A 23675-nucleotide genomic window follows, 5' to 3' on the forward strand; every position below is an offset into this window, starting at 1 on the left:
AAGTTTCCCACGATCCCAGACCCATGCAAATACTACCCTTGACAATTTCCCTTTTTCCTTAACTTGTCACCAATGGTAAACAACTGCTGCCTGACCTCGATATTCGGCGGCCCAGTTGTAGCGGACGGGCAAGCCGAATTCATCGATTTCGCCAGTTGTTTCTCCGTACAAGGCGAAATCTCGAATGCGGCCCGATGCGCGTCCCTGAAATTCAGCTTTCATCCCGGCGTGGGCGACGACTAATTTTCCGCCATCGAGGACGTAATGCCCGATCAAACTATCTAAAAATTGGCTAATTTCTCGTACTGCTGATTCGCGCAATTCATCGGGTAAAGCGGCAATTTCTGCTAAGGTTTGTTCGAGTCCGTGGTTGATTTTGACATTTTTGCCGTTGAGTTTTCGCAGCAGTTTGATGTCGTGATTTCCAGGCACGCACAAAGCTGTTTCTGCGAGTACCATGTTTCGCACGAGTTTGAGGGTGTCGAGAATGCGCGGGCCCCGATCGACCAAATCGCCCAAAAACACGGCTTTACGGCCCTCCGGGTGCGCGTAAGCGGGAAAATTTCCCAAATCGGATTCGCTGGATTTTTCGATAATTTGATAGCCCAACTGTTGCAGCAATTGTTCCAATTCGTCGCAGCATCCGTGAACGTCGCCGATGATGTCAAAAGGGCCGCAGTCGTGTTTGCGGTTGTTCCACAAAGGTTGTCTCTCGACTTCTACGGCGTCGATTTCCTCTGGGGAACGGAGGACGTAAACGTAGCGAAATCCTTCCCTATCTAGAGATTTGAGCGATCGCTTTAAATTCTGAACGTGGCGGCGAATTACATGATTTCCAAAATTGCGGTTTGCACGTTGTTGATTGCGATCGGCACACAATTTTTCTGGTAAATCTAGAACAATAGCAACCAAAAAGCAATGGTATTTTCGGGCTAATTCCACCAAAGATTTGCGGCTTTCCGGCTGAACGTTGGTGGCATCAATCACAGTTAGCTTACCTGCGGCCAGACGTTTAGCAGCGATTAAATGCAATACTTCAAAAGCATCAGCGGTGGCCGCTTGATTGTTTTCGTCGTCGGAAACCAGACCGCGGCAGTAATCCGATGAAATGATTTCTGTAGGTAGGAAATGCTGCCGCGCAAAGGTGGATTTGCCTGAACCGGATGCACCGATGAGAACGACTAAAGATAGTTCTGGAAAAGTAATTTTCATTGTTTAATAATATAGATTTTTTACTCGTTACCAGGCTCTGCTTGGTAACGCAGATCCATAGGCTCTGCCTCGAATTCTCATCGAACCTCGCGAGGCAGAGCCTCTGGGCATCGGTTTACTCGTTTTACTCGTTACCAGGCTCTGCTTGGTAACGCATATGCAGAGGCTCTGCCTCGAATTCTCATCGAACCTCGCGAGGCAGAGCCTCTGGGCATCGGTTCCCAGGCTGTGCCTGGGAACCAGTGAATATTATTATTCAGCAAACATCTGTACCAAAGTATCTAAAACTGCTTTTTGTTCGTCAGCGCTGATTTGACCGAGATATTTAACTAATCGATTTTTGTCAACAGTCCGAATTTGATCGAGGACGATTTGCCCATCTTGGCCTTGAAAATGACAATCTATGCGGCTGGGATATGGTCGCCCCTTCGTTGTCATTGGAGCAATGATGACAGTGGCAATGCGCTTGTTCATCTCATCTGGTGAAATCACCAAACAAGGTCTAGGTTTCCGAATTTCACTGCCAACAGTGGGATCAAGGTTAACTCGAAAAACATCAAAACGTTTGACTACCATTGCCACTCCAGTTCCTCCCACTCCGTAGTGGTGACATCATCAAGAAGGACATCATCATGTTGCTCTGCCATTTTTGCGAACGCTTCCTCCCAGCCGGCACGCGGTTTTTGGGCTCCAGAAATGACGATCCAACCGGCAGGCGGTTTTTGGGCTGAACCAATGACGTACCAATCGGCACCCGGTTTTTGGGCTGCACGAATGACGATCCGATCGCCGTGAACTTCGATTTCTACTGCTTCGCTAATACCAATTTGCTCTAACAAAGATTTGGGAATGCGAATGCCCTGAGAATTGTCAATTTCAACGATCTGGGTTTGAATAGATTTACTCATAGCGGAAGCCTGAATTTTTCCAAGTTTAACTATATTGTAAGCACAAACAGACCGTGGGTATTATTTTCACTGACCGAATACTGCCATTTGCGTAGGCGAACCCACTTCCAAATCCTCCGATCCAACGGAGCGAAACTCCACCCCAAAACCAAACCGTTCAGCAACCCCATTCGCCCAAGTCTGAAACTCTGCGCGCGTCCACTCAAAACGGTGATCGCGGTGGCGAAATTTGCCCGCAGGCAAGTTTTCAAACCTAACGTTATATTCAATATTTGGAGTTGTGACGATCGCACTTTTGGGTCGGATAAATTCAAACAAAACCCGCTCAAAAGCAGCTAACCGTTCTAAATCCAGATGTTCGATCACTTCAATTACCGCCGCCGCATCAAAACCAGTCAAGCGGGTGTCCCGATAAATCAGCGAACTTTGAATTAGTTGAATCCGAGATTGTTGTGCGGGAGACAACCGATCGATTTGCAAACGTTCCCTGGCAATTTCCAATGCGCGATAGGACACATCGACGCCTGTAATTTGTTCGATCGAGCTTTCTTTCAAAAGCAATTTCAGCAGTTTTCCCTCACCGCAGCCCAAATCTACCACTCGCTTAGCACCACTTTCCTTTAAAACCTCCGTCACAGCTTCCAAACGCTCTTGATTCAAGCTAATTCGCTGTTCTAAAACTTCCTCTTCTTGCTGATGAGAAACTTCGAGCTCATCAGGGTAAATATTATCTTCTTCTCCTAACTGTGCCACAGCAATTCGCGTCAAACGGCGCTGGCGTTTCAGATAGCGGTTGGCAATTTGTTCGCGGGCGGGATGCGCGTTCAACCAACCTTCGCCGTGACGCAATAACTTCTCGATTTCCTCATCGCCCACCCAATAATGTTTGTCGTCATCCAACACGGGAATTATCACGTAAAGATGGCTTAACAAATCCGCCAAACGAACTGTATTTTGCAGTTCTACAGAAAAGTAAGGACTCGCGCCCCACTCGGGAAATTGCTCGTCAAGAATCAGGGGTTTTGCTGCGACTTGATAGCCCAGCGGCTCAAACATTTGCCGCAGGAACTTCTCGCCACCGCGACAGGGCAAAACCGACAGATTAACTGTCAAAGGAATAGCTGTTTCTGCGAGTTCTGGGCGGTCTTTGCAGCGACCGGATAGAGCTGTACTAAAGACTTTGGCGAGGGCGACAGACAGAAACGAAGAGGCAACGTAGGGGCGATCGTTCACGTATTGTTCGAGGGGGCGATCGCCCGATTTCGACTTGCCCCGCACCAAACCAACCGGATCGACATCTAACAGTAAAGCCGCCGTGCACCTTTCTGCATTTGCCTCTGGATAAAACACGCTGGCTTGCCCGAAAGTCATCGGAAAGGATTGATGGCGATCGGGATGTTTGTGCAGCAAATAACCCAAATCTGTAGCAGGGACGCGAGTTGTAGAGATGGTTAGTAACATAATATTAGGAATTGGGCATCGGGCATAGGGCATCAGCTATTGGCAATTTGTAATTCCTCCTAATGACTAATGACTAATGACTAACGACTACTAAGATTTCTGTTTTTCCACACTGCCCAAATCCAACTTAGCCCGCAACTCCTCCTTAATCCGATTTAAAATAGAATCCTCATCCAAAGAAGACAAAATCTTGCTCACCACAGCCTTTGGCCCATCATCTCCCCAAGAAGCACCATTAGCCAAATAAGCCTTAGTAACTTGACCGATTCCGTAGGAAGAAACCCCCGCGATCGCAGCTTGCGTTACCGCCACAGACAAATAAGGCCCTAAAGCCAAACCCCCCGTCGCCGGCGTCGCCAAACCCAACAAGCCTTTCAAAGAACTCAAACCAAAATTAGCCAACAATTCACCCGCAGTAATTCCCCCCATACTAATCGCAATCTTTTGCAGCAATTCCACCGCGCCCGCTTCCGTCATCGCAATGCCGTAAACTTTAGATAAAGTTAAGATCATCACCACATCAATTACCGCACCGCTAAGAATATCAACTACAGTAATTGGATTAAGTGCGATCGCCACCGCTTTAGTCATTACCCCGTTCCAGATAATTCGATTAGCCGCGTCATCTCGAATCTCCATTTTTCGCTGCACCAACTGCTCGTTAATATCCCCCGCACACAGCATCGTATTCAGCGCCACCAAAGACTTGCCTTCTCGGTCTAAAATCTCCAAAATCTTTAATTTTAAATCTTGCACTTGTGGCAAACTGCGAGTCATTTGCACACCCATACTGCCGTCGGGACGGCGCACCGCCCTCGCTGTCAAAGGCGAAGCCGCCGCCATCACAATTTCATCGGGAGACAACAATTCTCTGACGCGATCGTCTCGAATTTTATGATAAATTGCCAGCCTGTCTGCATCAGGATACTGGTCAATTTTATTAAACACTAATAACATCGGTTTTCCCGCTTCTCGCAACTGCGAAAGTGCTGCGTATTCCACCTTCGTAATGTCGCCAGCAACCACAAACAAAATCAAATCTGCTTGTTGAGCAACGCGGCGGGCTAAAAGTTCGCGAGTTTCTCCGTCAACTTCATCTATTCCCGGAGTATCGACTAATTCAACTTGCGACAAACGGTAAATAACTGGCGAAAGTCGTAGCGTAGGGGGGCGTAAGCCATCGGGCAAATTCTCATCAATTCCCTCTCCGACATCCCACTGGCCGATAGTCGTCGTGCGAGTCACCCCGTGAGTCGGGCCAGTTTCAAACACATTTTGACCTAGCAGCGCGTTCAAAACCGAAGATTTTCCCCTTCCCACCATCCCAAACACAGCTATTTGCACGCAAGCGCGCTCTAGCTTGTCGAGCATTTTCTCTAACCCACCAATTTCCGGTTCTAGTCCAGTTCGCTCTTGAACAGTCAAGTCGAGATTTTCTACTATATCTCGCAGAGCATCTTTAGCGTGGCGCAGGTTGAGTTCTGCCTGAATGTCTGCGAAGCTTAAAATTGTGTCATCTAATTCTCGATCGACATTTGAAAAATCGGAGGCTTCAGTCATTGTCACCTGGCTTTTTAACTTATTTTACCTAAAGTTGCAACAGATACAATGCTATTGTACCTGTTTCTGTCTGCTGTGTACAGCCCGCACCAGTTCGCAGCGCCCAAAAATCTGCTTTGCACAATTAGGAAATAACCGCAAGATTTCAATGTTTAATCTCCCGTGGAATCGGCGAGTTGCTAAAGCATCGGCATCTCTTCCTTGGATACTCGCAACTCCATTTTTCCGCCCACGATCCAGACATCAACAAAAGGAGTCTCTTGCACCCGAATTTCCTTTGTCTGCGTCTGGCCACCCTCCACAGCTACCTTCAACTTAACTGTGGATTCCTCAACAGGAACTTCCACCGCATCCGCGAAGGAAATCGTCAAATCCGTAGTCACGCCAGACTTGCGATAGACTTCCTGTTCATTCACTTCTACAGTCACGGTGTTATTGCTGAAACCGTCGCGAAGTTTGATAAATAAACGCATAGTGGTACTCACTTGGTAATGGTAAGGGGTCAAAAAATCTGCCTGGGGGCGATCGGGTACGCAGGTAGACCCGATCGCCAAAAGTGCCAACAGAATTATCAGGTGTCGAACCAACAACAGACTTATCATTAATGCTGTGAAGTTGTTGCTAGCAGTGTTTTGTACAAACTAACAAAAATTGCTTTACTCATTTAGTTTAAAATAAAGTAAAGCAATCTTCAGGGTAATTCACCAATTCACTTTTTACTTCTTGGCTGCCGCTCGCAATGTCTTGACTTCCATTGCTGAGATTTTGCTAAAAGTTTTGCTAACAGCATCCTCATCGCCGGTTTTAGCCTGAACCTCAGCTAAACAGGAAAGGGACATCTGTGCCGAAACAGGGTCGAGAATATTGGAATCGGCGACTGCTGTCAGCAACTTGGCGCTTTCATCCAACTCCGCAGGGCGTACAATCACCCGGGTTTCACGATCGTCGGTAATCGTTTTAAAGTCACGGCTAGCGTTGATACCCTTCACCATCCGAACATAGTTTGCCATCGCGTGTTTCGGATATTTTGCTAGAACTTCCTCAAAAGCATCGTTACCGCTTCGCAAAGACTCATCATCCGAACCCAGCAAATAGAACAAAGAACCCTGTTCGTCGCCGATAAACAGAGCGGCCAGTTCTTCCTCAATTGGCGTCACAGGATAGCGAACGCGAATAGTGATGATATCCGAGAATACCTCTGAACCGTCCAAAGCCCCATAGACCGCCCGTACCCGGTAATTTCCGGGTTGATCGAAATAAAATCCGTCTTTGCCATAGCCGATATATGCGCTTTCTGGAATTACATCATCGCGCGCGATCGTGCTTTCTCGCTGACCGACTAAATGATCGATTAGCGGTTCATAAACCACAACTGCGCCGCTAGGCTTGCGAATCACGATTTTGACCAAGCCGCAATTCGGATGCAGCCAAGTATGCACCCGGCGCCCGCCTGCAGCCGTCGTTCCCAGCATTAATTCCAGTACCACAGGCTCACCGAGGGCGAAGCTCTTTTGGTTGGTTGAGATCCTGAAAGTCAGTCCCGACTCATCGCGAATCGGATCTGCCATCACTTCCTGCCCCAGACCAGAGCCGATCGCAAAGTCGTTTCCACCCACAATAATATTGTTGCGGAACGCATGGCGGAGATGGATGACCTCCTCATTGTCGAACTGAAACGCAAACTGGCTCCAGTAGGTAGCCTCGCCACCCGGTGCTGGGTAATTAAAGGGATAGTTCATCCAAGACAACGACAGCGGGCGATTCGTACCGGGGGGCGTCGCCAAGGACTTTTGCCACGAGTGCAGCAAGTTAAAACTATGCCCCAGCTCGTGAACATAAGTGTAGAGCTGCAATCGCAGCTTTTCGGCAGTTTCTCCGCCTATACCTTGATGAAAAACGGCGCAGCCTTGCCGCTGCTTCCCTTGCTGGTCAAACATGATGCCGTAGAGCCCTGGGCCCAGGTCGTGAAGTTGAGCAACTACCTGCCAAACAGCCCACTGCGGCAAATCCTGCCACAAGGTGAAATGTTTCTGCATCGAAGCGTGCAATTCTGCGTTGCTCCATTTAGCCCCAGCACCAGCTTCATCGATATTGATGACGTTGTTTCCTGCTGTTGCGATCATCTCGATCCCAGCTTCTGCATAGGAACTGACGACGCTGAGGTTGCGCGCTGGCCCCCCCGACGGCAGCGAACCCGTGTTGTAGCTGCTGAATATGGGAGTGACAACATCGGAAACCTGGTCTGTTTCTAGTCGCAGACTGCGGAAATAGACAGACTCGAAGACACAAGTGTAAGTTGCTCCGGCGACTCCGCCCTTTGTGAAAAATTCCACCGTTGCTGGCGCCTGCGGCTGGAAGATGAACTTGCGCTGGATTGTCACCTGTATTACGGGAGCTCCGGCGGCAAAGGTAAAGCTTCCGAGGCCCTTGATGACGACTTGAGAAGCTGTTACCGTTATCGTCGGCGCATCGACGATAAAGGAGCCAAAATAGGTGGTAGTACCGCCGCTAATTTGGAAGAAGTCGCCGCTTAACCGCTTCATTGGTCGAGTGCGGTCAACGTCAACCCGGAGTTCGAGTTGAAAGCTGCCTAATGTACCGCGGTAGCGCCCACTGACCGGCCGTTTGGCGATCACAATTGCGGTCGGTGCGATCGGTAGCGGTGGGATGCTAGGTATTGGTGCGGTTTCGTCCTCGATTGGATGTGTTGGATCGCTAATTCCAGCCTCTATTGCTGCGATCGCAGCTATGTCATCGACTGACATTTCTCCAAACGAAAAATCACTACTGGTTAAATCGATACTTGTAGGATCTTGCTGAGACATTTTTATTTATCCTTTCATATTCTGATACTCCATATATAAGTGGCAGTATTGGAGAGTTTACAGTCGCTTTTTGGAGTGACACTTATTTGTGCTACACCATTTGAGTGTCACTCATTTAAGCGACAGTGTTGTTGACTGTTTCACTCATGCGTCCGACCCGTGCTATGTTTATTTTTACTAAAAATTAAAATGTCTCAGCAAGTAAATTGTAACCAATGATTAACCGCCTCCAAATAATAGCCAGTTATCCATTTCCTTTACGTGTGATAATTTTCCTATTAATCTTGCTAGCAATTTGGCTGCCGCTAGCAGCACCAATTTATCTCTTAGTTAAAGATAGTAACCTAGCAACTATTCTGACAATGGGATTGTTGTTTACCGAGTTTCTGTTCCTAGTGCCGCGCTGGGGAAAACAGGTTTACGGACAAACCCAATTACTCAAAACTTACGGTTTAATCAATACGCGAAAAAACGGTTTTGAGCTTTTAATCGGATTGGCGATCGGGCTTTTGCTCACTTTCAGCTTATTTGCGGTGCAAGGGCTGTTCGGCTTAGTCGCGTGGCAAAATTCTGATAATGTGCCGAGAATCATCGCAGAAGGGCTGTTAAGCGCCCTTGGAGTCGGTTTTGCGGAAGAGTTGGTATTCCGTGGTTGGTTGCTGGACGAGTTGCAGCGGGATTACAATTATAAAATATCTCTGTGGGCAAATAGCCTGGTGTTTGCCCTATCTCATTTTATCAAGCCTGTGGTAGCAATGCTGCGGAGTTGGCCGCAGTTTCCGGGGTTGTTGTTGCTGGGTTTGATTTTGGTTTTGGGAAAAAGAGCGCGCCAAAATCGCCTCGGTTTGTCGATCGGGCTTCATGCAGGTTTAGTCTGGGGATATTACATAATTAACATCGGGCAGTTAGTGCGATATTCGGCATCTGTTCCCGACTGGGTGACAGGAGTTAACGGCAATCCGCTAGCTGGGGCGATCGGGCTGTTGTTTTTGAGTGTCTTGGCCTTGGGAATGCGAAAAATGTCTGAACATTCCAAAGGTTTTGAGTAAGGACGAAGATTCCTTATTTGCCACAACTTTGAGGACTAAATTCCTCACTACCACCCAACTTATTGAGAAATTTATAAACTTATGAAACTCAGCATCTTTGGCACTGCTACACTGTTAATGTATACAGGTTTGTTAGCTCCGGCAAACGCACAAAATACCGCACAAGTCAAGCCAAATAATTCTTTAGTTCAAGTGCAGCCAACGCGAGAACAAGTTCTCGATGCTTGCATCCAGAATCAGGTTGAAACCCTGCCAAATCCTTTTACCGATGTACCTTCCAATCACTGGGCTTACAAAGCTGTTTTGACAATGTATTATTGCGGGGCTTACCGAGAAGGGACGCCACCTGCTTTAATTAAAGAATCACTGGAATCGGGACCTCCTATTAGAGAAAGTTTGCCTTCCCGATCGCCATTTCCCAATTTCCCATTACAGCCTTTTCCCGTGATTAATTAAAGAATTACTGGAATCGGGATATCTTACGAGAGGAAGTTTTTATTCCCGATTGCCTTTTCCACATTTCCCATTACCAAGATTTTAAAACTCAGCCCGAACCGTAAACGAATAATCCCCGCCCGGTTCAAGCTGATAATCCCATTTTTCCAGAAAACGGTGCAGCGGTTCCTGAATCAATGCCCTACCCTGAGAAGGCTCAAGAATCAGTGTTTTTTCTGACGTGAAACGCCACTGAAACTGCCACTCAAAATTGCCGGCAGTCACTTCACCCTCAATCGTGCCTTTTTGCCAAGATTGGCCAGTAACCCGGACATATGCAGTTGTTTCAGGCAAACGTCTCGAACTCACCTTTTTGTTTCCGCGTTTGTTTCTGCAATTGTGCGACTATTGTAAAGGCTCATGGCTTTTTCTACTCCTTGGTGCAGACTTAGTTCCACAGCTTCTACAACCAGTTTAAGCACTTTCTCTACTAACTGACTTTCCTCTGAGGAAAATTTTCCTAACACGAAGGAAATCGTATCTTTCTCATTTTTAGCAGCATCGTTTTGAGGTTTGCCGATGCCAATCCGCAAGCGGGGAAATTTGTCTGTGCCCAAATGAGAAATTGTCGATTTCATGCCGTTGTGCCCGCCGGCTGAACCGGCAAGCCGCATTCTCAATTTCCCGATCGGCAAATCCATATCATCGTATACTATTAATACCGACTCAGCAGGTATCTTGTACCAATCCGTCGCCGCCCGAATCGCTTGACCCGACAGATTCATGTAAGTAAGCGGTTTCAGCAAGCGGATTTTCTGTCCCCGCGGCCGATTTCCCTCGCCAAATATGCCTTGAAATTTGCGATTTTCCGACAGCGAAATCTGCCAAGATTTAGCCAAGGCATCGACAGCATTAAAGCCTATGTTGTGTCGGGTGCGATCGTATTTAGGTTCGGGATTGCCTAACCCAACTATTAGCTGGGGAATCACTAACTCCGCTGGTGTTTCCGACTTCTGAGGGTTGTTCATTTAACTGTCTGTGCTATCTTCCTTCTTAGGAGTAGCGGCTGCGAGTTTTTCAGTTTCCTGTTTGCTGCTAGTTGCTACTGCTTCTTCTAACTGCTTAGCTTCCCGCGTGAACTCCGACTCAAAATCCCGCGAAGCGTCTTGAAAGCCCCGAATAGCTTTCCCCATACTCCGACCGATTTCAGGTAATTTTTTCGGGCCAAATACCAATAGGGCGATCGTAAAAATAACTGCCATTTCGGGCAAACCAATGCCAAAAATATTCATGGTTTTTCTCCAGCAATTTGTTTAGTTAGTTTTTGTTTATTTAGGGCAAAAGTAATCGGAAAGGGTAAGGAAAAACGGGAAAACTTAGCTTTTACCCTTTCTCCTCCACCCTCAGCTTTTACTTTTAGCCTTACTGTTTTGCGATCAATTTTTAGCGGTCGAGACTCGACCAATCCATATCCACACTCTCCAGAATCAGAGAAGAGTTGTAGATTTGCAAAATAATCAACAAGAACACGAAAAACAGTCCAATGAACACGCTCATCAACAGCGTGGTTCCCCAGCCGGGGGCTACCTTGCCGTATTCCGAGTTAAGGGGTTTGAGTATATCTCCTAACCAAGTCCGTTGTGCCATAAGTCACCTGCAATGAATCTCTACAGAAAAGTTTGACATATTTCTACCGCTAATTGCGATCGCAATTTCTCAGAAATGCCGCATGGGGGACTGGGAGAAGGGGGAGTGAGGGTTGGCTGCCATACCGTACAGCGCCTAAAATCACGAGACTTTCAGACGGATTGTTATTTTTTGTAATATTATAGAGTGGAACACTCATAATCGATCACAAATATGGAACCTGCAGCAGTTCTCGGCATTTCTCTCGGTGTGTGTCTGGTGGCCATCACCGGTTTCTCGATCTACACGGCTTTCGGCCCTCCCGCTAAGGAATTGAGAGATCCTTTTGAAGAACACGAAGACTAAAGAAGAAGGAAGGCACAACACGGATTCGGACACGGATATACGAATGAATTTAAGTTTGTTTCCAGATATCTCCTATTCTCTGTCTCTCCCTCTCTCCCTGGTAGATATTCTTCTAGGGGTGGGAAGGGAGTGATGCTGTGAGGCGATCGCCGGTCGCCTACTCGTCAATGGTATATTTTTCATAAATACAGTAAATCTCTATTCCATTTAAGCTAAAAATTATTAGGTGTCAGGCTAAAGCATCATGGGGAACACATTTGGGCATTTATTTCGGATATCGACATTTGGGGAATCTCACGGCGGCGGTGTCGGAGTAGTAATTGACGGTTGCCCGCCTCTGCTGTCGATCGACGCATCGGAAATTCAAGCAGAACTCGATCGCCGTCGCCCCGGCCAAAGCAAAATTACTACGCCCCGCAAAGAAGCAGATACCTGCGAAATTCTGTCCGGGGTGTTTGAAGGCAAAACTTTGGGAACGCCGATCGCAATTTTAGTCCGCAATCAAAACACTCGCCCCCAAGACTACGAAGAAATGGCGACTACCTACCGCCCTTCTCACGCTGACGCTACCTACGATGCTAAGTACGGAATTCGTAACTGGCAAGGCGGAGGTCGCAGTTCGGCGAGAGAGACAATAGGTAGAGTAGCAGCAGGGGCGATCGCTAAAAAGATTCTCAAACAAGCAGCAGGAGTCGAAATAGTCGGCTACGTCAAACGCATCAAAGACTTAGAATGTGTCGCCGACCCGGACACTGTTACCTTAGAACAAGTAGAAAGCAACATCGTCCGCTGTCCAGATGCCGAATGTGCCGAAAGAATGATTGAACTGATCGAAAAAGTTCGTGACAGCGGAGATTCGATCGGCGGTGTAGTCGAATGCGTCGCCCGCAATGTCCCCAAAGGCCTGGGAATGCCAGTATTCGACAAACTCGAAGCCGACTTGGCCAAAGCCATCATGTCCTTGCCCGCCAGCAAAGGCTTTGAAATTGGTTCCGGGTTTGCCGGGACTCTGCTCAAGGGCAGCGAACATAATGATGAATACTATACTGATGATAAGGGTGTAATTCGTACAGTGACGAATCGCTCTGGCGGAATTCAGGGTGGGATTGCTAACGGCGAAAATATCATTTTGCGGGCGGCATTCAAGCCGACTGCGACAATTCGCCAGCAGCAGCGCACCGTTACCCGAGAAGGCGAAGAAACGCTGCTGGCTGCCAAAGGACGGCACGACCCTTGCGTTTTGCCAAGAGCTGTGCCAATGGTGGAAGCGATGGTAGCTTTAGTGTTGTGCGATCATCTGCTGCGCCATCACGGACAATGTGGAACCTTAAAGCCTGAATTTTAAAATGGAAATCAGCTTGTCCTCTGTAGCGGCAACTCCCGTTGATTGCCCTCAACCCTCCGAATCAATAAAAGGTATAGATGATTTTGTAGTACAGTTCTGGGGCGTGCGGGGCAGTGTTCCGACACCCGGACAGGAAACTGTTCGCTACGGCGGCAATACTTCTTGTTTGGAAATGCGAGTCGCTGGCAAACGCTTGATTTTTGACGGCGGAACAGGCTTGCGGATGCTGGGAGACCAGTTGGTGCAAGAAATGCCCGTGCAAGCTTATATGTTTTTTACTCACTATCACTGGGATCACATTCAGGGTTTCCCGCTGTTCGCCCCAGCTTTCATCCGCGGCAATAGCTTTGATATTTACGGCGCGACTCCGCCGGATGGAGATTGCATGAAAAGGCACTTTGTCGAACGGGTACTGCACTCGAATTCGCCGGTGCCGCTGATGGGTTTGCAGGCAGATTTGAATTTCTACGAACTCAATCACAACCAGACGATGATGCTGGATGATATTGAGATTAGGACGGGTTCTCTGAATCACCCGAATACTGCTATGGGGTATCGGGTGACTTGGCAGGGACGATCTGTTGTTTATTGTTCGGATACTGAACATTTTCCCGATCGCCTAGATGAGAATGTCTACAATTTAGCCCTCGACGCTGATGTGCTGATTTACGATGCGATGTACACAGACGAGGAATATCACAACCCCAAATCTCCAAAGGTGGGTTGGGGACACTCGACTTGGCAGGAAGCGGTGAGAATGGCTAAGGAGGCGCGGGTGAAACGAGTGGTGATTTTTCACCATGATCCGGCTCATACTGACGATTTTCTCGATCGCATCGCTGAAGACGTGCAAATCGCTTTTCCGAAGGCTGTCATGGCCCGCGAGGGTCTTATTTTGCCCATCGGCTTGTGAACATTCGCCTAGGCGAGCTCGATCGAACCATCAACTGATCGAACCATAATTGTTATGTGAATATGTGGATCTGGTCTCGCGCCCAGAGCCACAATTTTTTTTAATATGCAGCAAACTCTTAACTGCATGGTATAATTCTTGCTTGTTAAGTTTTTAGGCAGATTATTTAAGGTTTTTTTTATTCTTCAACCGCGTCCGCAAGACGCCAAGACGTAAGATAATTGGAGGATTGCCAAGGGTGAAAAGGTGACACTTTTGAATGTCAACAAACACGGGGAGGCGAGGATCTCGCACGCCTGAGTGCTAGTCTGATGCCAGTAGACTTCCAGAAGCCTTGTTACAGATTAATTATTAAGGACAAAAACTGAAGTTATAGCTCGGATCAAATAAAAGCGCGATCGGTTTTTTGGGTTCATGAATATTGACAACTCTCAAAAGCTAAGAGCTTTTAGGTACAAACTGAGAAAATTTTCAGCAGTCAATTTGACTAACCAGAAAGAAACGATCGCTCTTGGGTTTGGCAGTAGCTGCGGCAAGCGAATGTTATGACTTGACTATCAAAATGGGAAATTTACGTTTTAGATCTTCAGCACATCAATACAGATGGATTGCGTTAGGCAGTTTTGCTGTAATTATGGGTATTTCAGGCGCCCTGGCCTACCGCCTCGCCCCGCCCCCCGGATTCATGGCTCAAGGCACTCTCACTTCTAATAATCCGCCAGTCAAATTTTCGACCACGGGCACGACAATTCTCAAGCAGGGAGAGCAACTCACCCCGGAGGTTCTCCTAGCAGATAATGTTGTCAAAGCAGTGGCAGATGCAGTTAAGCTGTCGCCCCAGCAAGTTCGACAAAATGCGAGTGTCAAAATTTCTAAGCCGGAACAACCCCTAGAAATTGTGGTTGGGTATCGCTCGCTCGATCAAGATCAAGCAATCCAAACGGCGGATATGTTGATGAAGGGCATGGTTGAAAAAAGCCGCCTGATTAACAGATATCGGTGGCAATCAGTCAATCAGTCGCTCAACCAACGCTTGGCACAAGTCACTCAAGACCTGAAACAAGCTCAGCAAAAACTCGACCAATACGAAAGAGAACGCGCTCGGCTGTTGCAGCAAATGAAGCTTCAGCAAGACTTTTACAACAAAACTCAGCTTGCAATGGCGGATACGCAAGCTTCGGAAAAAGAAATGGTCAGCAGTTTGGCCGCCGCTACAGTGCCGCAAATTGTGGCGACGCCCACGAGTGATCCGACAGTGCCTCTAATTTTGGGAATTGGCTTGCTGTTGGCGATTTTGGTCAGCCGGGGTTTGATTCCTTCGGTGGCGGATTGGAAGTACAAAGCAGCTTTTCAACGAGAAGAGAGCGAAAGGCTCCAAAGTGCTTTGTACCGACTGATTAAAGAAGGCCGCGGCGAAATAACTCTGGTGCGGTTTGCGATGGAAACGCGGCTGTCGCCGGATGTGGCTCAGCGTTTTTTGAACCAACAGGCTGAAGTCTTTAATGCCAATTGCGAAATTAAAGACGACGGCAGCATCTTGTATCACTTCCACATTTAAAGGGCTGGGGGCGAGCGCGCTTCACAGAAAAATTTAGCCGATCAAGTCATCACTGCTCGATCGGCTTGTTTTTTTCTTAATAGGACTTATATCAGGCTCGGTCATCAACTATCCCCCTTTCGGTAGGCGCGGGTTGACGGGATCTATAACTTATACTACTACTACAACTTATACTACTACTACAGATTTTGGTAAACCCGCCGACGCGATCTGGCGTGGCGGTGATTTTACTCGATATGATATTACCTTACCCTCAACCCGGTTTCTTAGCTTGTATGATGCCCCGGAGCTAAAAATTGCTCGATCGACCGAGGTGTGGACTAACGTAGAACACCCGAAGATTGGGCCAGTTCGTCCCAGCCTGGCTAAAAAATATTTTTTGTGTTCCGCTTGATTCTTCCTTAAATATAGATATAATCGTAAAAAATAAGTAAATGTACGGTTGCTTTTTACAGGAGTTACCGGATCAAGGGTACTTGCTCCTTAAATATTTATTAAGGTAGAGCTCAACTCAGTAGAAATGCTGTAGTATAGAACAATAAGCGATTCAAGGATGTTATGTAGTTTCACATCAGAAACTCGATCGGGAAAAAGCCTGGGATCAAACTCCCCAACTGAGAGCTTACATTTTCATATTGAACTTTTGTAATCACCTAGAGGCTAAATCATGATTTTAGGAATAATTGGTTCTTCTTTCCTAGCTTACTTTTTGCTAATGTCGGTCGCTAATTACGGCGACACTGGAATGTAAATTAGTTAAGGAACTTATGCACCGAGACATAAGGCAGCAGGCAAAAAAAGCTGTTTGACAACTTCTTGAGAACTTCGATTAAGTCTCAGCTTGGGCTATGTCTGTCGTGTCAGCTCGGACAAAAAAATGGATGGATGAAGGAGTCGTTAAGTACCGCTGTGACTGGGAAGAAGCAGACCCTGTAGCTGCTCGGAACATAGCAGATTTGATGGACTGGCGCGATCGGCTCCACGCTTGGGGATTAATTGGCGTCTACGAAAATGGCATAGGGTTTGGCAACGTCAGTGTCAGACTCGGCAATTCCGGCCAATTCGTGATTTCGGGAACCCAGACTGCACACTTGAGGACTCTGGGACCTGAATTCTACTGTACTGTTACCGAATTTAACTTAGAAAAAAATTACCTCGGCTGCCGGGGCCCCGTACAAGCTTCGTCGGAGTCCCTGACTCACGGGGCCCTGTACGTTCAGAGAGAAGAGGTGGGCGGAATAATTCACGTCCATAATCCTAAGCTATGGCAGCAACTGCTGTTTAAGATTCCTACTACTAGAAAAGAAATACCTTACGGCACTCCCCAGATGGCCTTAGAAATGTTTAGACTTTTTGAGGAGGAGAACTTGGCAGAGTGCAAAATTCTGGCGATGGCCGGTCACGAGGACGGCATTATCTGTTTTGGCAGCACCGTGGACGAAGCTGGCAAAGTGCTTTCGGCTGTGATTGGTTACACATGAGAGCTTGCACTATTATCAGAAAAAGCTAAGAAACCGGGTTTATGGATAAATAACCTAGGATTCTACGTCTTTCTATGGCAAGAAACTAAGGTGATGACGTGGATGCCTGATTTGAGTTAGACTGAGTTTTACCCTTGACCTCGGGCCGCTGGCTCGATTTAGCCTAATGGGTTCAAAACTTTTGAAGTGCCTCTTGCCTCTGCGGTAAGGGAAAGATATTTTTAAAGAGAAACAGATTATATAACAAAAGCTGAGAGTCATCGTGAATCAAACTAAACTTGTAAGCTCAAAAGAATTGCAATCAGAGGTATCTCGTCTCACCGAAGAGCTGCAAATGCGCGACCAATTGGTGCAGCAGTTATCTCAAGAACTTTTCAGGCTGGTGAAGGGCAATTCTAGTTTTGTGCCTGCGCCGGAAGTTTCCGATCGCCACCAAGCTCAAATGCAGGCAATGCGGGAACAACTCCAAGCTGTTGAAGAACAGGTGGGTTTTTATCAAGAACAAATCGCTGAGCGGGATGCTGAGGTTTACCAACTGCGGCAGTCGGTGCAAGAATTGACCGATCGCTCTCGGATGCTGGAACAGGTGGTTCAGGAATTGCCAGGGGTTTACCGCCAAAAGTTTGCCGAGCGCATCGAGCCAATTAAGGAAAAGTTGGATCAATTGCAAAAGGAAAACCGCCAGTTGCACACTGAGTTGCAAAGCGTAACTTACCGTCTCGCTGTGCGGAGCCGCAAGGCTAAGGGCCTGGATCTGCCGAGCGTCGATGCTGAGGACGATCGGGGAATTCAAATGCCGAGCTTTGGCAATGTCTAAGGTTTTGATTGTGGCGGGTGGTGAGAAAGATTCGGCCGCAAGTCTCAAGGCGGCGATCGCTCAATCTGATCCTTTAACTGAAGTCAATATTTGTGGGGTTTCTGAACTCAATTCGGGCGCGATCGCTCCGGGTGGGGCGATCGTTTGTCCTTTGACGCTGGATGTACCAGAAAATCTGATTTTTCCGGCTCAAGATGTGTTTCGATTTTGTGCCAATGTTTCGGGGGCGCGCGATCGAGTGTCCCAGGAGTTGCTTTTTCCCGTCGGCGGTGGCAATTTTTGGCTGCCTGTGGTGTTGACTGCAAAGGGCCCACTGTATGCTGAGGTGATCGGTGGCGAACCTGACAAGCAGTCTGGCGAGATGAGTTACTCTCAACCGGTGCATTTGTCGGATGTTTGGCGACAGCAGTTGTATGAGTTGGCTTACCGCTTGCTTAATCTTTTAAATGCGCCGCCGGCGACTTATTTGATGCAGTTCGGGTTTGTGGAGGAAAGGATTTGTTTCGATCGACTTTGGCCTTTTCCGGCTGCACCTGCGATCGCTTCTGTCGGCGTTCAAGTGCCGGATTTATTTCTTTGTCATTGGTATTGCTTGACAAATAAACCTATTTATGATATTCAAATTAGCTCTGCGGTTGCTTGAAGTCTTTTGGAAACTTGAGATTTGAACTGGGCAGCTAATTTTAATCAAGCAACTAAAGCCGGAGTTTCAGTGGAGATAACTTGCTCGAAACTGTCGAAGATTTCAAAGAGTTGGTCGAGTTGAGTAATTTCAAAAATTAGCTTGACTGTGGCTGAGAGGTTGCAGATGACGAGGCGGCATCCCCGGTGGCGGGCGGCGTTGAGTCCCCCGACTAAGGCGCAGATCCCGGAACTGTCGATGAAATCTACGGCGGCCATGTCTATTACCCAGAGTTTGTGGCGATCGGGCACAATCTCGGCTAGCTGTTGCTGGAGGAGGCTGCCGGCTTGGGAGTCGAGGCAGTTGTGAGGTTGAAGGACAATGGGTGGGTTGAAGTTGGGAGATTCCATAGCAGTTATCCTACGAGCGTAAAGTATAAATAAGTTAGTTTAGTTGCTGACTCTCTTGAGAGACTCAGGGGATTTCAGCGTATGTTTTAGGATGCGTGATCGCGCTTCTGGGAATTGGTGGGGAGAGCCGTTGTGATAAATTTAGTAGGAAAACTGGCTAGCGATCGCGCGGAACGCAACCGCAACAATTCTCTATTCCTCTAGTATGCCTGAAAGGCTAATTTTTAGTTAGACCAGCGATCGCGACAACAGTGTGTTCTTCATCACAGCGAAAGATTGCACTATTGCCTGAATCGAGCCAATATATAAATGTATTGAGCTTTGCAAAAGTTTACGAAGGCAGTATCGAATGTCTTTTGAGTTTTTATCGTTAGAGACTATTCAGCAGTTTGCGCGCGATTACGGCTACTGGGCAGTATTTCTGGGAATTTTGCTGGAAAATCTGGGAGTTCCTCTTCCAGGCGAGACAATTACGATTGCTGGCGGGTTTTTAGCTGGCAGCGGTGAACTGAATTACTGGTTTGTGCTCGGCAGTGCGATCGCTGGTGCTACATTGGGGGGAAATTTTGGTTATGCGATCGGCAGGTACGGCGGCTGGCCACTGCTGCTGAAGCTGGGACAATTTTTCCGCTTCCGAGAAGAACAACTGTTTGACCTAAAAGAACAGTTTAGCAAAAATGCAGCTAAAGCCGTATTTTTGGGCCGTTTCATCGCATTGCTGCGAATTTTTGCTAGCCCCCTAGCGGGTATCGCAGAAATGCCTTTTTGGAAATTTTCGCTGTTCAATGTTCTGGGTGCTGCAAGCTGGGCATCTGTAATGGTAAGTTTATCCTACTTCTTGGGACAAGTTGTGTCTTTAGAGAAATTGGTAGCTTGGGCTGCTCAATTTGCGGTATTTGCTTTGCTGTTAGCAGTTGCTTGGATTGCAATTCCTATTTGGTTGGAATCGCGGAGTTTGGACAAGACTAAGTAAGATTAGTGGTTAGACTTTTTGCAAGAGTTCTGGATTTTCTGTTTTTAACCGCAGATCAACGCAAATGAACGCAGATATTATCTATTTTTGCAAAAAGTCTAATGATTGGCGATCGCCTATTAATAAGTCAGGACTTCTGTCCTCAAAATCATCCAATTTGTAGCGATAACTTATGCCCGTAAAACAATCAATTTGGTAGTGAGTAATTCTGTCCTTAATAGCGAAACTATTACTCAATAATGGGTAAATTCCTTACTCCAAACCTGTTTTATTGGTAATTAAAATAACATCATATAAAGTGGAAGTCTTATCTCCCACTACTGAGGCGTTTCACAGAGGAGATAAATTTGCGGATTATCGATCGCTCTCAACTATACAAGAATATGTATTCATCAGTCACCCAATGATAAATGTGGATTGCTACCGTCGTGATGTGACCGAACGTTGGGTTTTTTCTTCCTGCGGCGAGGGGAAATGTGTATAGTTGGCTAGTATGAATTTTCACTGTCCAATCTCTGTTTAGTATGAGGAGGTTCCTGGATTGAATGAAATAGGATTTCAAAAACTCGATCGCTATAATTATAAATCACAGAATGCTGCAAACAAGGGAGGAGAAGAAGTGCGATCGCAATAATCAGCGTGTTCGCTGAAAGGCGATGTAATAAATATTACAGCTCTTCAATTACTTTAAACAGTCCATTAGCAATATATTCAGGACTTACGTAATCAAGGGTTTGAGATTGCTTCACTAGGTTCTCTTCGGACATAAAATAGTAGTAAGTCTCTAGATTCTATGGATATCCCTGAATACACCAATGAAACACATTATTTACGATATAGCAAAAAAAAATACCAATTTTTGATTGATTATTTCGGTTATTTAGCAATAACAAAATCATATTTTTTTCCTCTATTATCTCCTTTTTTTATTTTAATGCTTATTGCAGTTGCTATATTTGTTTGGGATTCCGATACTTTTGAACGGCTAGTTTTGCACTCATTGACGGAAATAATCTGGAATTAAGCTGTCGAGCATTTAAATTACATATTGTCTGTTCCCTGTTTCCCGTTTCCTGTTCCCTTTCACCAAATCCTCACACCCTATTTAAAAGCACAACCGCTTATACCGTACTTAAAGGCACAAGAGCTTATTTCAATTTCAGTTAAAATTAAAGCAACGAGTCATCAGTTGTGAAGTTCTTTTTCTATTTTTTCCTCTGTGTCCTCTGCGTCCTCTGCGGTTACTTTCAAAAGTATAAATTTAACCGCAGATTATACACAGATGAATGCAGCTTGAGAGTGTCTGTTAACGCATAAAACAAAGCGAAGCAATCTTCACCCCATGCGATTGCTTTCTACTAATTACCAATTAACCGTTATCCATGATCAATTCTCCGTTCCCCTCAATCACTTCCCCGATCGCCCAAGCACCAATTCCCTGAGATTCAAACCATTTAACAGCCTGTTCTACTTCCCTGGAATCAAGCAACAGCACAAAGCCAATCCCCATATTAAAAGTATTGAACATATCGGCTGTGGCAACTTGGCCCGCTTCAGCAATCCACTGGAAAATTGGCAAATTTGGCCAGCTATTGCTGTCAATTTTCACAGATTGATTAACTCCCAAACAGCGGGGAAAATTTTCCGGCAAACCGCCGCCCGTAATGTGAGCCATGCCGTGAATTTCTAGACCGCTCTTAATTGCTTCGAGAACTGGTTTAACATAAATTGTAGTCGGAGTCAGCAGCACTTCTCCTAAAGTTTTGCCACCTAACTTTTCGGGTTGGGAATTCCAATCAAAACCTAAATCGCCCGCAATTTTTCTCACCAAACTAAAACCGTTGCTGTGCACGCCCGAACTGGCCAGCCCCACAGCCACATCTCCCACCTGCACCCGCGAACCGTCCAACAATTTGCTCTTTTCGACAATTCCCACACAAAACCCCGCCAAATCGTACTCACCCGCTTGGTAAAAACCGGGCATTTCTGCCGTTTCCCCTCCGAGTAAAGCACAGCCCGCTTGCTTGCAACCGTCAGCAATCCCGGCCACCACCGCAGCTAATTGTTCGGGATTTAACTTTCCCGTGGCTAAATAATCGAGAAAAAAGAGGGGTTCGGCCCCGGATGTCAGCACGTCGTTGACGCACATCGCCACCAAGTCGATACCTACCGTGTCGTGCCGATCGAGATTGTGGGCCAATTTCAACTTAGTCCCAACGCCGTCAGTACCCGAAACCATAATCGGCTCTTTTAAACCCTCCGGAACGCTGAAAAACCCGCTAAACCCGCCGAATCCGCCCAAAACTCCCGATCGGTGCGTGCTCTTAACCATACTCCCGATGCGCGAGACAAAAGCTCTGCCCGCCTCAACATCCACACCTGCTTCTCGATAATCCATAAGTCCGCCAAATCGATTTCTTCTAATTTTTAGTTTATTCCCATAACAGTTGACAAACAGCTTTTTTAAGACTAGCCATTCCGCAGCCCACAAAATACACTAAAGTTTTGTAAATTTTTGTAAATTTTTCCGTAATGGCTGAAACGGCTGTAACCGCTGGCACTAAAGGATTTTATGATAGAGAGTTTTGAGAAAATTTGATGAAGATTTGGTGAAAATCGCGATCCCAGCGATCCCCAAGCACAAAAGTTTGTGGTAGTCTGTTGCAGTTCGTGAACAAAACACAAATTGCGAATCGAGTATGAGTTGTCAAGTGTCAGGGAAGTTTCCGCCAATTTTTTTTGGGTAGGAGCATTAAAGCAAAAACGCACCCGGATACTTTGCTTTGACTCACGGGGGAATGGCGAAGGGCAAGAGAGAAATCCTTGATGCCCGCCGCCAAATGGCCAATCCTCCAATCTCGGTTGGCAATGGCTATTCACAAAAATGGACGTATGAAGGAAAAATTTGTTGGTGGTCTACTCGCTGTCCTGTTAGTTCCTATGGTAGGAACGGCATCCTCTTGTCACGCACAAGCAACAGGTGCCGACAACCAAAACTCTCAGGTTTCCGAGCAAGTAATTGCCACCCAAGCGTCCCGGCAGTTAAACGCTACTCGGGTCGAAGCGCAAAAAGTCGGACAGTATCAGTATCAAGCAAGAGCTGAAATTGCCCGAGACTCGATCGCCAAAATTCAGCCCCACGACTTAGGCGGGCGACAAGCAGCGACAGTCTACGTGCGAAACATTCCAGTCATCACCTTTCTGAACGCGAATCCGGAAAAAAACACGCCTTTGGGAGAAACTGGCAACAGCCAAGCCGGTGCTAGCAGTCCGTCAAAAGTAGCGGGCGCAAAAGACAATCCCAAAGTCGGAAACATTGCCAGCAACTCTAGCAACCAAGAACCCGATCCAGTTTGGCGGGCATCAAGCTTAGCAGCAAGACTCAATCAGCTAGCCCGCAACAACATCGATCCCAATAGCATTACCGTGAAGTGGGAAAAAGGCGATCGCTACATTATCCAGGCAAACGGCGAGGACTTGGTAAATATCAACGCCGAAACAATCCTCCCCGACACCACCAGCAACTTTAGCCGAGACGCCCTGCAAGCAACCAATCGCCTCCGCCGGCTTCTGGGCAACGCCCCACCCCTCGAAGAAGTCGCAGGCAAACCCCAACCAGAACCCCCCGTGCTGTCTCTGGGCCCAGTTCAAGTGCGCCTCAGCGGCTGGGCTTCCTGGTACGGTCCGGGATTTGATGGCAACCTCAGCGCCAGCGGCGAGCGTTTCAACCAAAATGATTTGACCGCAGCCCACCCAAATTTGCCTTTTGGAACGAGAGTCATGGTGAGAAATCTCGACAACGGCCGCACCGTAGTCGTCCGCATTAATGACCGCGGCCCCTATGTGGGCGATCGGCTCATTGACTTGTCCGCCGGCGCCGCCAACGTGCTAGGAATGATCAGCAGTGGCGTAGCCAGAGTGGAAATCGAAGTGATCGAACCGCCGCAGCAAACAACTGTTGGACGCTGAACGGTAGTCTAAGGCCGAATACAAAAGTTATCCGAAGTGTAGAAGGCAGAAAGTAGAATAAAACTGACATCTTGCACCATTCTCAATTACTTGTTTAGGAACAGGCAAGATGCCTGTTCTTGAGAATGGTGCAAGATGTGAGATA

Annotated in this window: 26 protein-coding genes; 13 read left to right on the top strand and 13 right to left on the bottom strand. The window is 47.1% G+C overall.

What is annotated here, in order from left to right:
• Window positions 1-66: 66 nt before the first annotated feature.
• The 7 genes from QUA03_RS18100 to QUA03_RS18130 all read right to left on the bottom strand — a co-directional run bounded on the left by QUA03_RS18100 (window position 67) and on the right by QUA03_RS18130 (window position 7966).
• Complete coding sequence (locus QUA03_RS18100; RefSeq protein ID WP_333213659.1) at window positions 67-1212, bottom strand: AAA family ATPase; 1146 nt, start codon at window positions 1210-1212, stop codon at window positions 67-69.
• A gap of 252 nt (window positions 1213-1464) precedes the next feature.
• Window positions 1465-1788, bottom strand: coding sequence for a type II toxin-antitoxin system PemK/MazF family toxin (locus tag QUA03_RS18105; protein ID WP_333213661.1), 324 nt, complete (start codon window positions 1786-1788; stop codon window positions 1465-1467).
• Window positions 1782-2120, bottom strand: coding sequence for an AbrB/MazE/SpoVT family DNA-binding domain-containing protein (locus tag QUA03_RS18110; protein WP_333213663.1), 339 nt, complete (start codon window positions 2118-2120; stop codon window positions 1782-1784). The genes QUA03_RS18105 and QUA03_RS18110 overlap by 7 nt, the downstream gene beginning before the upstream one ends.
• Before the next feature lie 66 nt (window positions 2121-2186).
• Entirely contained in the window at window positions 2187-3581 is a 1395-nt protein-coding gene (locus QUA03_RS18115; RefSeq protein ID WP_333213665.1) for a 3' terminal RNA ribose 2'-O-methyltransferase Hen1, read from the bottom strand.
• A gap of 90 nt (window positions 3582-3671) precedes the next feature.
• Window positions 3672-5141 (bottom strand): GTP-binding protein, encoded by a 1470-nt coding sequence (locus QUA03_RS18120; protein WP_333213667.1) that lies wholly within the window; start codon window positions 5139-5141, stop codon window positions 3672-3674.
• 179 nt (window positions 5142-5320) lie between these two features.
• Complete coding sequence (locus tag QUA03_RS18125; protein ID WP_333213669.1) at window positions 5321-5743, bottom strand: hypothetical protein; 423 nt, start codon at window positions 5741-5743, stop codon at window positions 5321-5323.
• Window positions 5744-5857: 114 nt separating this feature from the next.
• Entirely contained in the window at window positions 5858-7966 is a 2109-nt protein-coding gene (locus tag QUA03_RS18130; RefSeq protein ID WP_333213671.1) for a hypothetical protein, read from the bottom strand.
• A gap of 215 nt (window positions 7967-8181) precedes the next feature.
• On the opposite strand from QUA03_RS18130, the gene QUA03_RS18135 reads away from it, so the two are divergent.
• Window positions 8182-9015: a CPBP family intramembrane glutamic endopeptidase gene (locus QUA03_RS18135; protein ID WP_333213673.1), complete on the top strand. Its 834-nt coding sequence runs from the start codon at window positions 8182-8184 to the stop codon at window positions 9013-9015.
• A gap of 81 nt (window positions 9016-9096) precedes the next feature.
• Entirely contained in the window at window positions 9097-9471 is a 375-nt protein-coding gene (locus tag QUA03_RS18140) for an S-layer protein (RefSeq protein WP_333213675.1), read from the top strand.
• A gap of 81 nt (window positions 9472-9552) precedes the next feature.
• Here QUA03_RS18140 and QUA03_RS18145 read toward each other — a convergent pair whose 3' ends face one another.
• The 4 genes from QUA03_RS18145 to psbH form a co-directional block, all read right to left on the bottom strand.
• Complete coding sequence (locus QUA03_RS18145; RefSeq protein ID WP_332958583.1) at window positions 9553-9819, bottom strand: DUF3146 family protein; 267 nt, start codon at window positions 9817-9819, stop codon at window positions 9553-9555.
• Window positions 9816-10478, bottom strand: coding sequence for an aminoacyl-tRNA hydrolase (gene pth, locus QUA03_RS18150; RefSeq protein WP_333213677.1), 663 nt, complete (start codon window positions 10476-10478; stop codon window positions 9816-9818). The genes QUA03_RS18145 and pth overlap by 4 nt, the downstream gene beginning before the upstream one ends.
• A complete protein-coding gene (locus tag QUA03_RS18155; protein WP_333213679.1) occupies window positions 10479-10742 on the bottom strand; it encodes a TatA/E family twin arginine-targeting protein translocase in 264 nt (87 codons plus the stop codon). It lies immediately after the preceding gene.
• A 151-nt stretch (window positions 10743-10893) separates the two neighbouring features.
• Window positions 10894-11097, bottom strand: coding sequence for a photosystem II reaction center phosphoprotein PsbH (psbH, locus tag QUA03_RS18160; RefSeq protein WP_333082642.1), 204 nt, complete (start codon window positions 11095-11097; stop codon window positions 10894-10896).
• A gap of 213 nt (window positions 11098-11310) precedes the next feature.
• On the opposite strand from psbH, the gene psbN reads away from it, so the two are divergent.
• From psbN to QUA03_RS18200, 8 genes are all read left to right on the top strand, one after another.
• Window positions 11311-11442: a photosystem II reaction center protein PsbN gene (gene psbN / locus QUA03_RS18165; protein WP_190742515.1), complete on the top strand. Its 132-nt coding sequence runs from the start codon at window positions 11311-11313 to the stop codon at window positions 11440-11442.
• Between the two features lie 244 nt (window positions 11443-11686).
• Entirely contained in the window at window positions 11687-12787 is a 1101-nt protein-coding gene (aroC, locus tag QUA03_RS18170) for a chorismate synthase (RefSeq protein ID WP_333213681.1), read from the top strand.
• Window position 12788: 1 nt separating this feature from the next.
• Window positions 12789-13700 (top strand): MBL fold metallo-hydrolase, encoded by a 912-nt coding sequence (locus QUA03_RS18175; protein ID WP_333213683.1) that lies wholly within the window; start codon window positions 12789-12791, stop codon window positions 13698-13700.
• 634 nt (window positions 13701-14334) lie between these two features.
• Window positions 14335-15258 carry a hypothetical protein gene (locus QUA03_RS18180; protein ID WP_333213685.1) on the top strand — a complete coding sequence of 308 codons (924 nt, stop codon included), beginning with the start codon at window positions 14335-14337 and terminating at the stop codon, window positions 15256-15258.
• A gap of 133 nt (window positions 15259-15391) precedes the next feature.
• A complete protein-coding gene (locus QUA03_RS18185; protein WP_333213687.1) occupies window positions 15392-15652 on the top strand; it encodes a hypothetical protein in 261 nt (86 codons plus the stop codon).
• Window positions 15653-16106: 454 nt separating this feature from the next.
• Window positions 16107-16739 (top strand): class II aldolase/adducin family protein, encoded by a 633-nt coding sequence (locus QUA03_RS18190; RefSeq protein ID WP_333213689.1) that lies wholly within the window; start codon window positions 16107-16109, stop codon window positions 16737-16739.
• A 262-nt stretch (window positions 16740-17001) separates the two neighbouring features.
• The gene (locus QUA03_RS18195) at window positions 17002-17556 is read left to right on the top strand and encodes an Npun_F5560 family protein (protein WP_190742499.1); all 555 of its coding nucleotides are present in this window, start codon (window positions 17002-17004) and stop codon (window positions 17554-17556) included.
• The gene (locus QUA03_RS18200; protein WP_333213691.1) at window positions 17549-18199 is read left to right on the top strand and encodes a hypothetical protein; all 651 of its coding nucleotides are present in this window, start codon (window positions 17549-17551) and stop codon (window positions 18197-18199) included. Before QUA03_RS18195 ends, QUA03_RS18200 begins: the two co-directional genes overlap by 8 nt.
• Before the next feature lie 44 nt (window positions 18200-18243).
• On the opposite strand, the gene QUA03_RS18205 is transcribed toward QUA03_RS18200, so the two are convergent.
• Window positions 18244-18588 carry an STAS domain-containing protein gene (locus QUA03_RS18205; protein ID WP_333054586.1) on the bottom strand — a complete coding sequence of 115 codons (345 nt, stop codon included), beginning with the start codon at window positions 18586-18588 and terminating at the stop codon, window positions 18244-18246.
• Between the two features lie 349 nt (window positions 18589-18937).
• Here QUA03_RS18205 and QUA03_RS18210 point away from each other — a divergent pair, with 349 nt between their 5' ends.
• Entirely contained in the window at window positions 18938-19561 is a 624-nt protein-coding gene (locus QUA03_RS18210) for a DedA family protein (RefSeq protein WP_333179291.1), read from the top strand.
• Between the two features lie 298 nt (window positions 19562-19859).
• Window positions 19860-20045 carry a Uma2 family endonuclease gene (locus QUA03_RS18215; RefSeq protein ID WP_333213693.1) on the top strand — a complete coding sequence of 62 codons (186 nt, stop codon included), beginning with the start codon at window positions 19860-19862 and terminating at the stop codon, window positions 20043-20045.
• Between the two features lie 885 nt (window positions 20046-20930).
• On the opposite strand, the gene purM is transcribed toward QUA03_RS18215, so the two are convergent.
• Window positions 20931-21959 carry a phosphoribosylformylglycinamidine cyclo-ligase gene (gene purM / locus QUA03_RS18220; RefSeq protein ID WP_333213695.1) on the bottom strand — a complete coding sequence of 343 codons (1029 nt, stop codon included), beginning with the start codon at window positions 21957-21959 and terminating at the stop codon, window positions 20931-20933.
• Window positions 21960-22387: 428 nt separating this feature from the next.
• Between purM and QUA03_RS18225 the strand changes: the two genes are divergently transcribed.
• On the top strand, window positions 22388-23530 hold the full coding sequence (locus QUA03_RS18225) for a septal ring lytic transglycosylase RlpA family protein (protein ID WP_333213697.1): 1143 nt from the start codon (window positions 22388-22390) through the stop codon (window positions 23528-23530).
• The last annotated feature ends 145 nt before the right edge of the window (window positions 23531-23675 follow it).

The sequence above is a fragment of the Microcoleus sp. S36b_A4 genome (assembly GCF_036700645.1).
GTDB lineage: Bacteria > Cyanobacteriota > Cyanobacteriia > Cyanobacteriales > Microcoleaceae > Microcoleus.

Coding starts and splice junctions, on each gene's coding strand:
- QUA03_RS18100 (WP_333213659.1), bottom strand. CDS start 1,212: ATGAAAATTACTTTTCCAGAACTATCTTTAGTCGTTCTCATCGGTGCA.
- QUA03_RS18105 (WP_333213661.1), bottom strand. CDS start 1,788: ATGGTAGTCAAACGTTTTGATGTTTTTCGAGTTAACCTTGATCCCACT.
- QUA03_RS18110 (WP_333213663.1), bottom strand. CDS start 2,120: ATGAGTAAATCTATTCAAACCCAGATCGTTGAAATTGACAATTCTCAG.
- QUA03_RS18115 (WP_333213665.1), bottom strand. CDS start 3,581: ATGTTACTAACCATCTCTACAACTCGCGTCCCTGCTACAGATTTGGGT.
- QUA03_RS18120 (WP_333213667.1), bottom strand. CDS start 5,141: ATGACTGAAGCCTCCGATTTTTCAAATGTCGATCGAGAATTAGATGAC.
- QUA03_RS18125 (WP_333213669.1), bottom strand. CDS start 5,743: ATGATAAGTCTGTTGTTGGTTCGACACCTGATAATTCTGTTGGCACTT.
- QUA03_RS18130 (WP_333213671.1), bottom strand. CDS start 7,966: ATGTCTCAGCAAGATCCTACAAGTATCGATTTAACCAGTAGTGATTTT.
- QUA03_RS18135 (WP_333213673.1), top strand. CDS start 8,182: ATGATTAACCGCCTCCAAATAATAGCCAGTTATCCATTTCCTTTACGT.
- QUA03_RS18140 (WP_333213675.1), top strand. CDS start 9,097: ATGAAACTCAGCATCTTTGGCACTGCTACACTGTTAATGTATACAGGT.
- pth (WP_333213677.1), bottom strand. CDS start 10,478: ATGAACAACCCTCAGAAGTCGGAAACACCAGCGGAGTTAGTGATTCCC.
- QUA03_RS18155 (WP_333213679.1), bottom strand. CDS start 10,742: ATGAATATTTTTGGCATTGGTTTGCCCGAAATGGCAGTTATTTTTACG.
- psbH (WP_333082642.1), bottom strand. CDS start 11,097: ATGGCACAACGGACTTGGTTAGGAGATATACTCAAACCCCTTAACTCG.
- psbN (WP_190742515.1), top strand. CDS start 11,311: ATGGAACCTGCAGCAGTTCTCGGCATTTCTCTCGGTGTGTGTCTGGTG.
- aroC (WP_333213681.1), top strand. CDS start 11,687: ATGGGGAACACATTTGGGCATTTATTTCGGATATCGACATTTGGGGAA.
- QUA03_RS18175 (WP_333213683.1), top strand. CDS start 12,789: ATGGAAATCAGCTTGTCCTCTGTAGCGGCAACTCCCGTTGATTGCCCT.
- QUA03_RS18180 (WP_333213685.1), top strand. CDS start 14,335: ATGGGTATTTCAGGCGCCCTGGCCTACCGCCTCGCCCCGCCCCCCGGA.
- QUA03_RS18190 (WP_333213689.1), top strand. CDS start 16,107: ATGTCTGTCGTGTCAGCTCGGACAAAAAAATGGATGGATGAAGGAGTC.
- QUA03_RS18200 (WP_333213691.1), top strand. CDS start 17,549: ATGTCTAAGGTTTTGATTGTGGCGGGTGGTGAGAAAGATTCGGCCGCA.
- QUA03_RS18205 (WP_333054586.1), bottom strand. CDS start 18,588: ATGGAATCTCCCAACTTCAACCCACCCATTGTCCTTCAACCTCACAAC.
- QUA03_RS18210 (WP_333179291.1), top strand. CDS start 18,938: ATGTCTTTTGAGTTTTTATCGTTAGAGACTATTCAGCAGTTTGCGCGC.
- purM (WP_333213695.1), bottom strand. CDS start 21,959: ATGGATTATCGAGAAGCAGGTGTGGATGTTGAGGCGGGCAGAGCTTTT.
- QUA03_RS18225 (WP_333213697.1), top strand. CDS start 22,388: ATGCCCGCCGCCAAATGGCCAATCCTCCAATCTCGGTTGGCAATGGCT.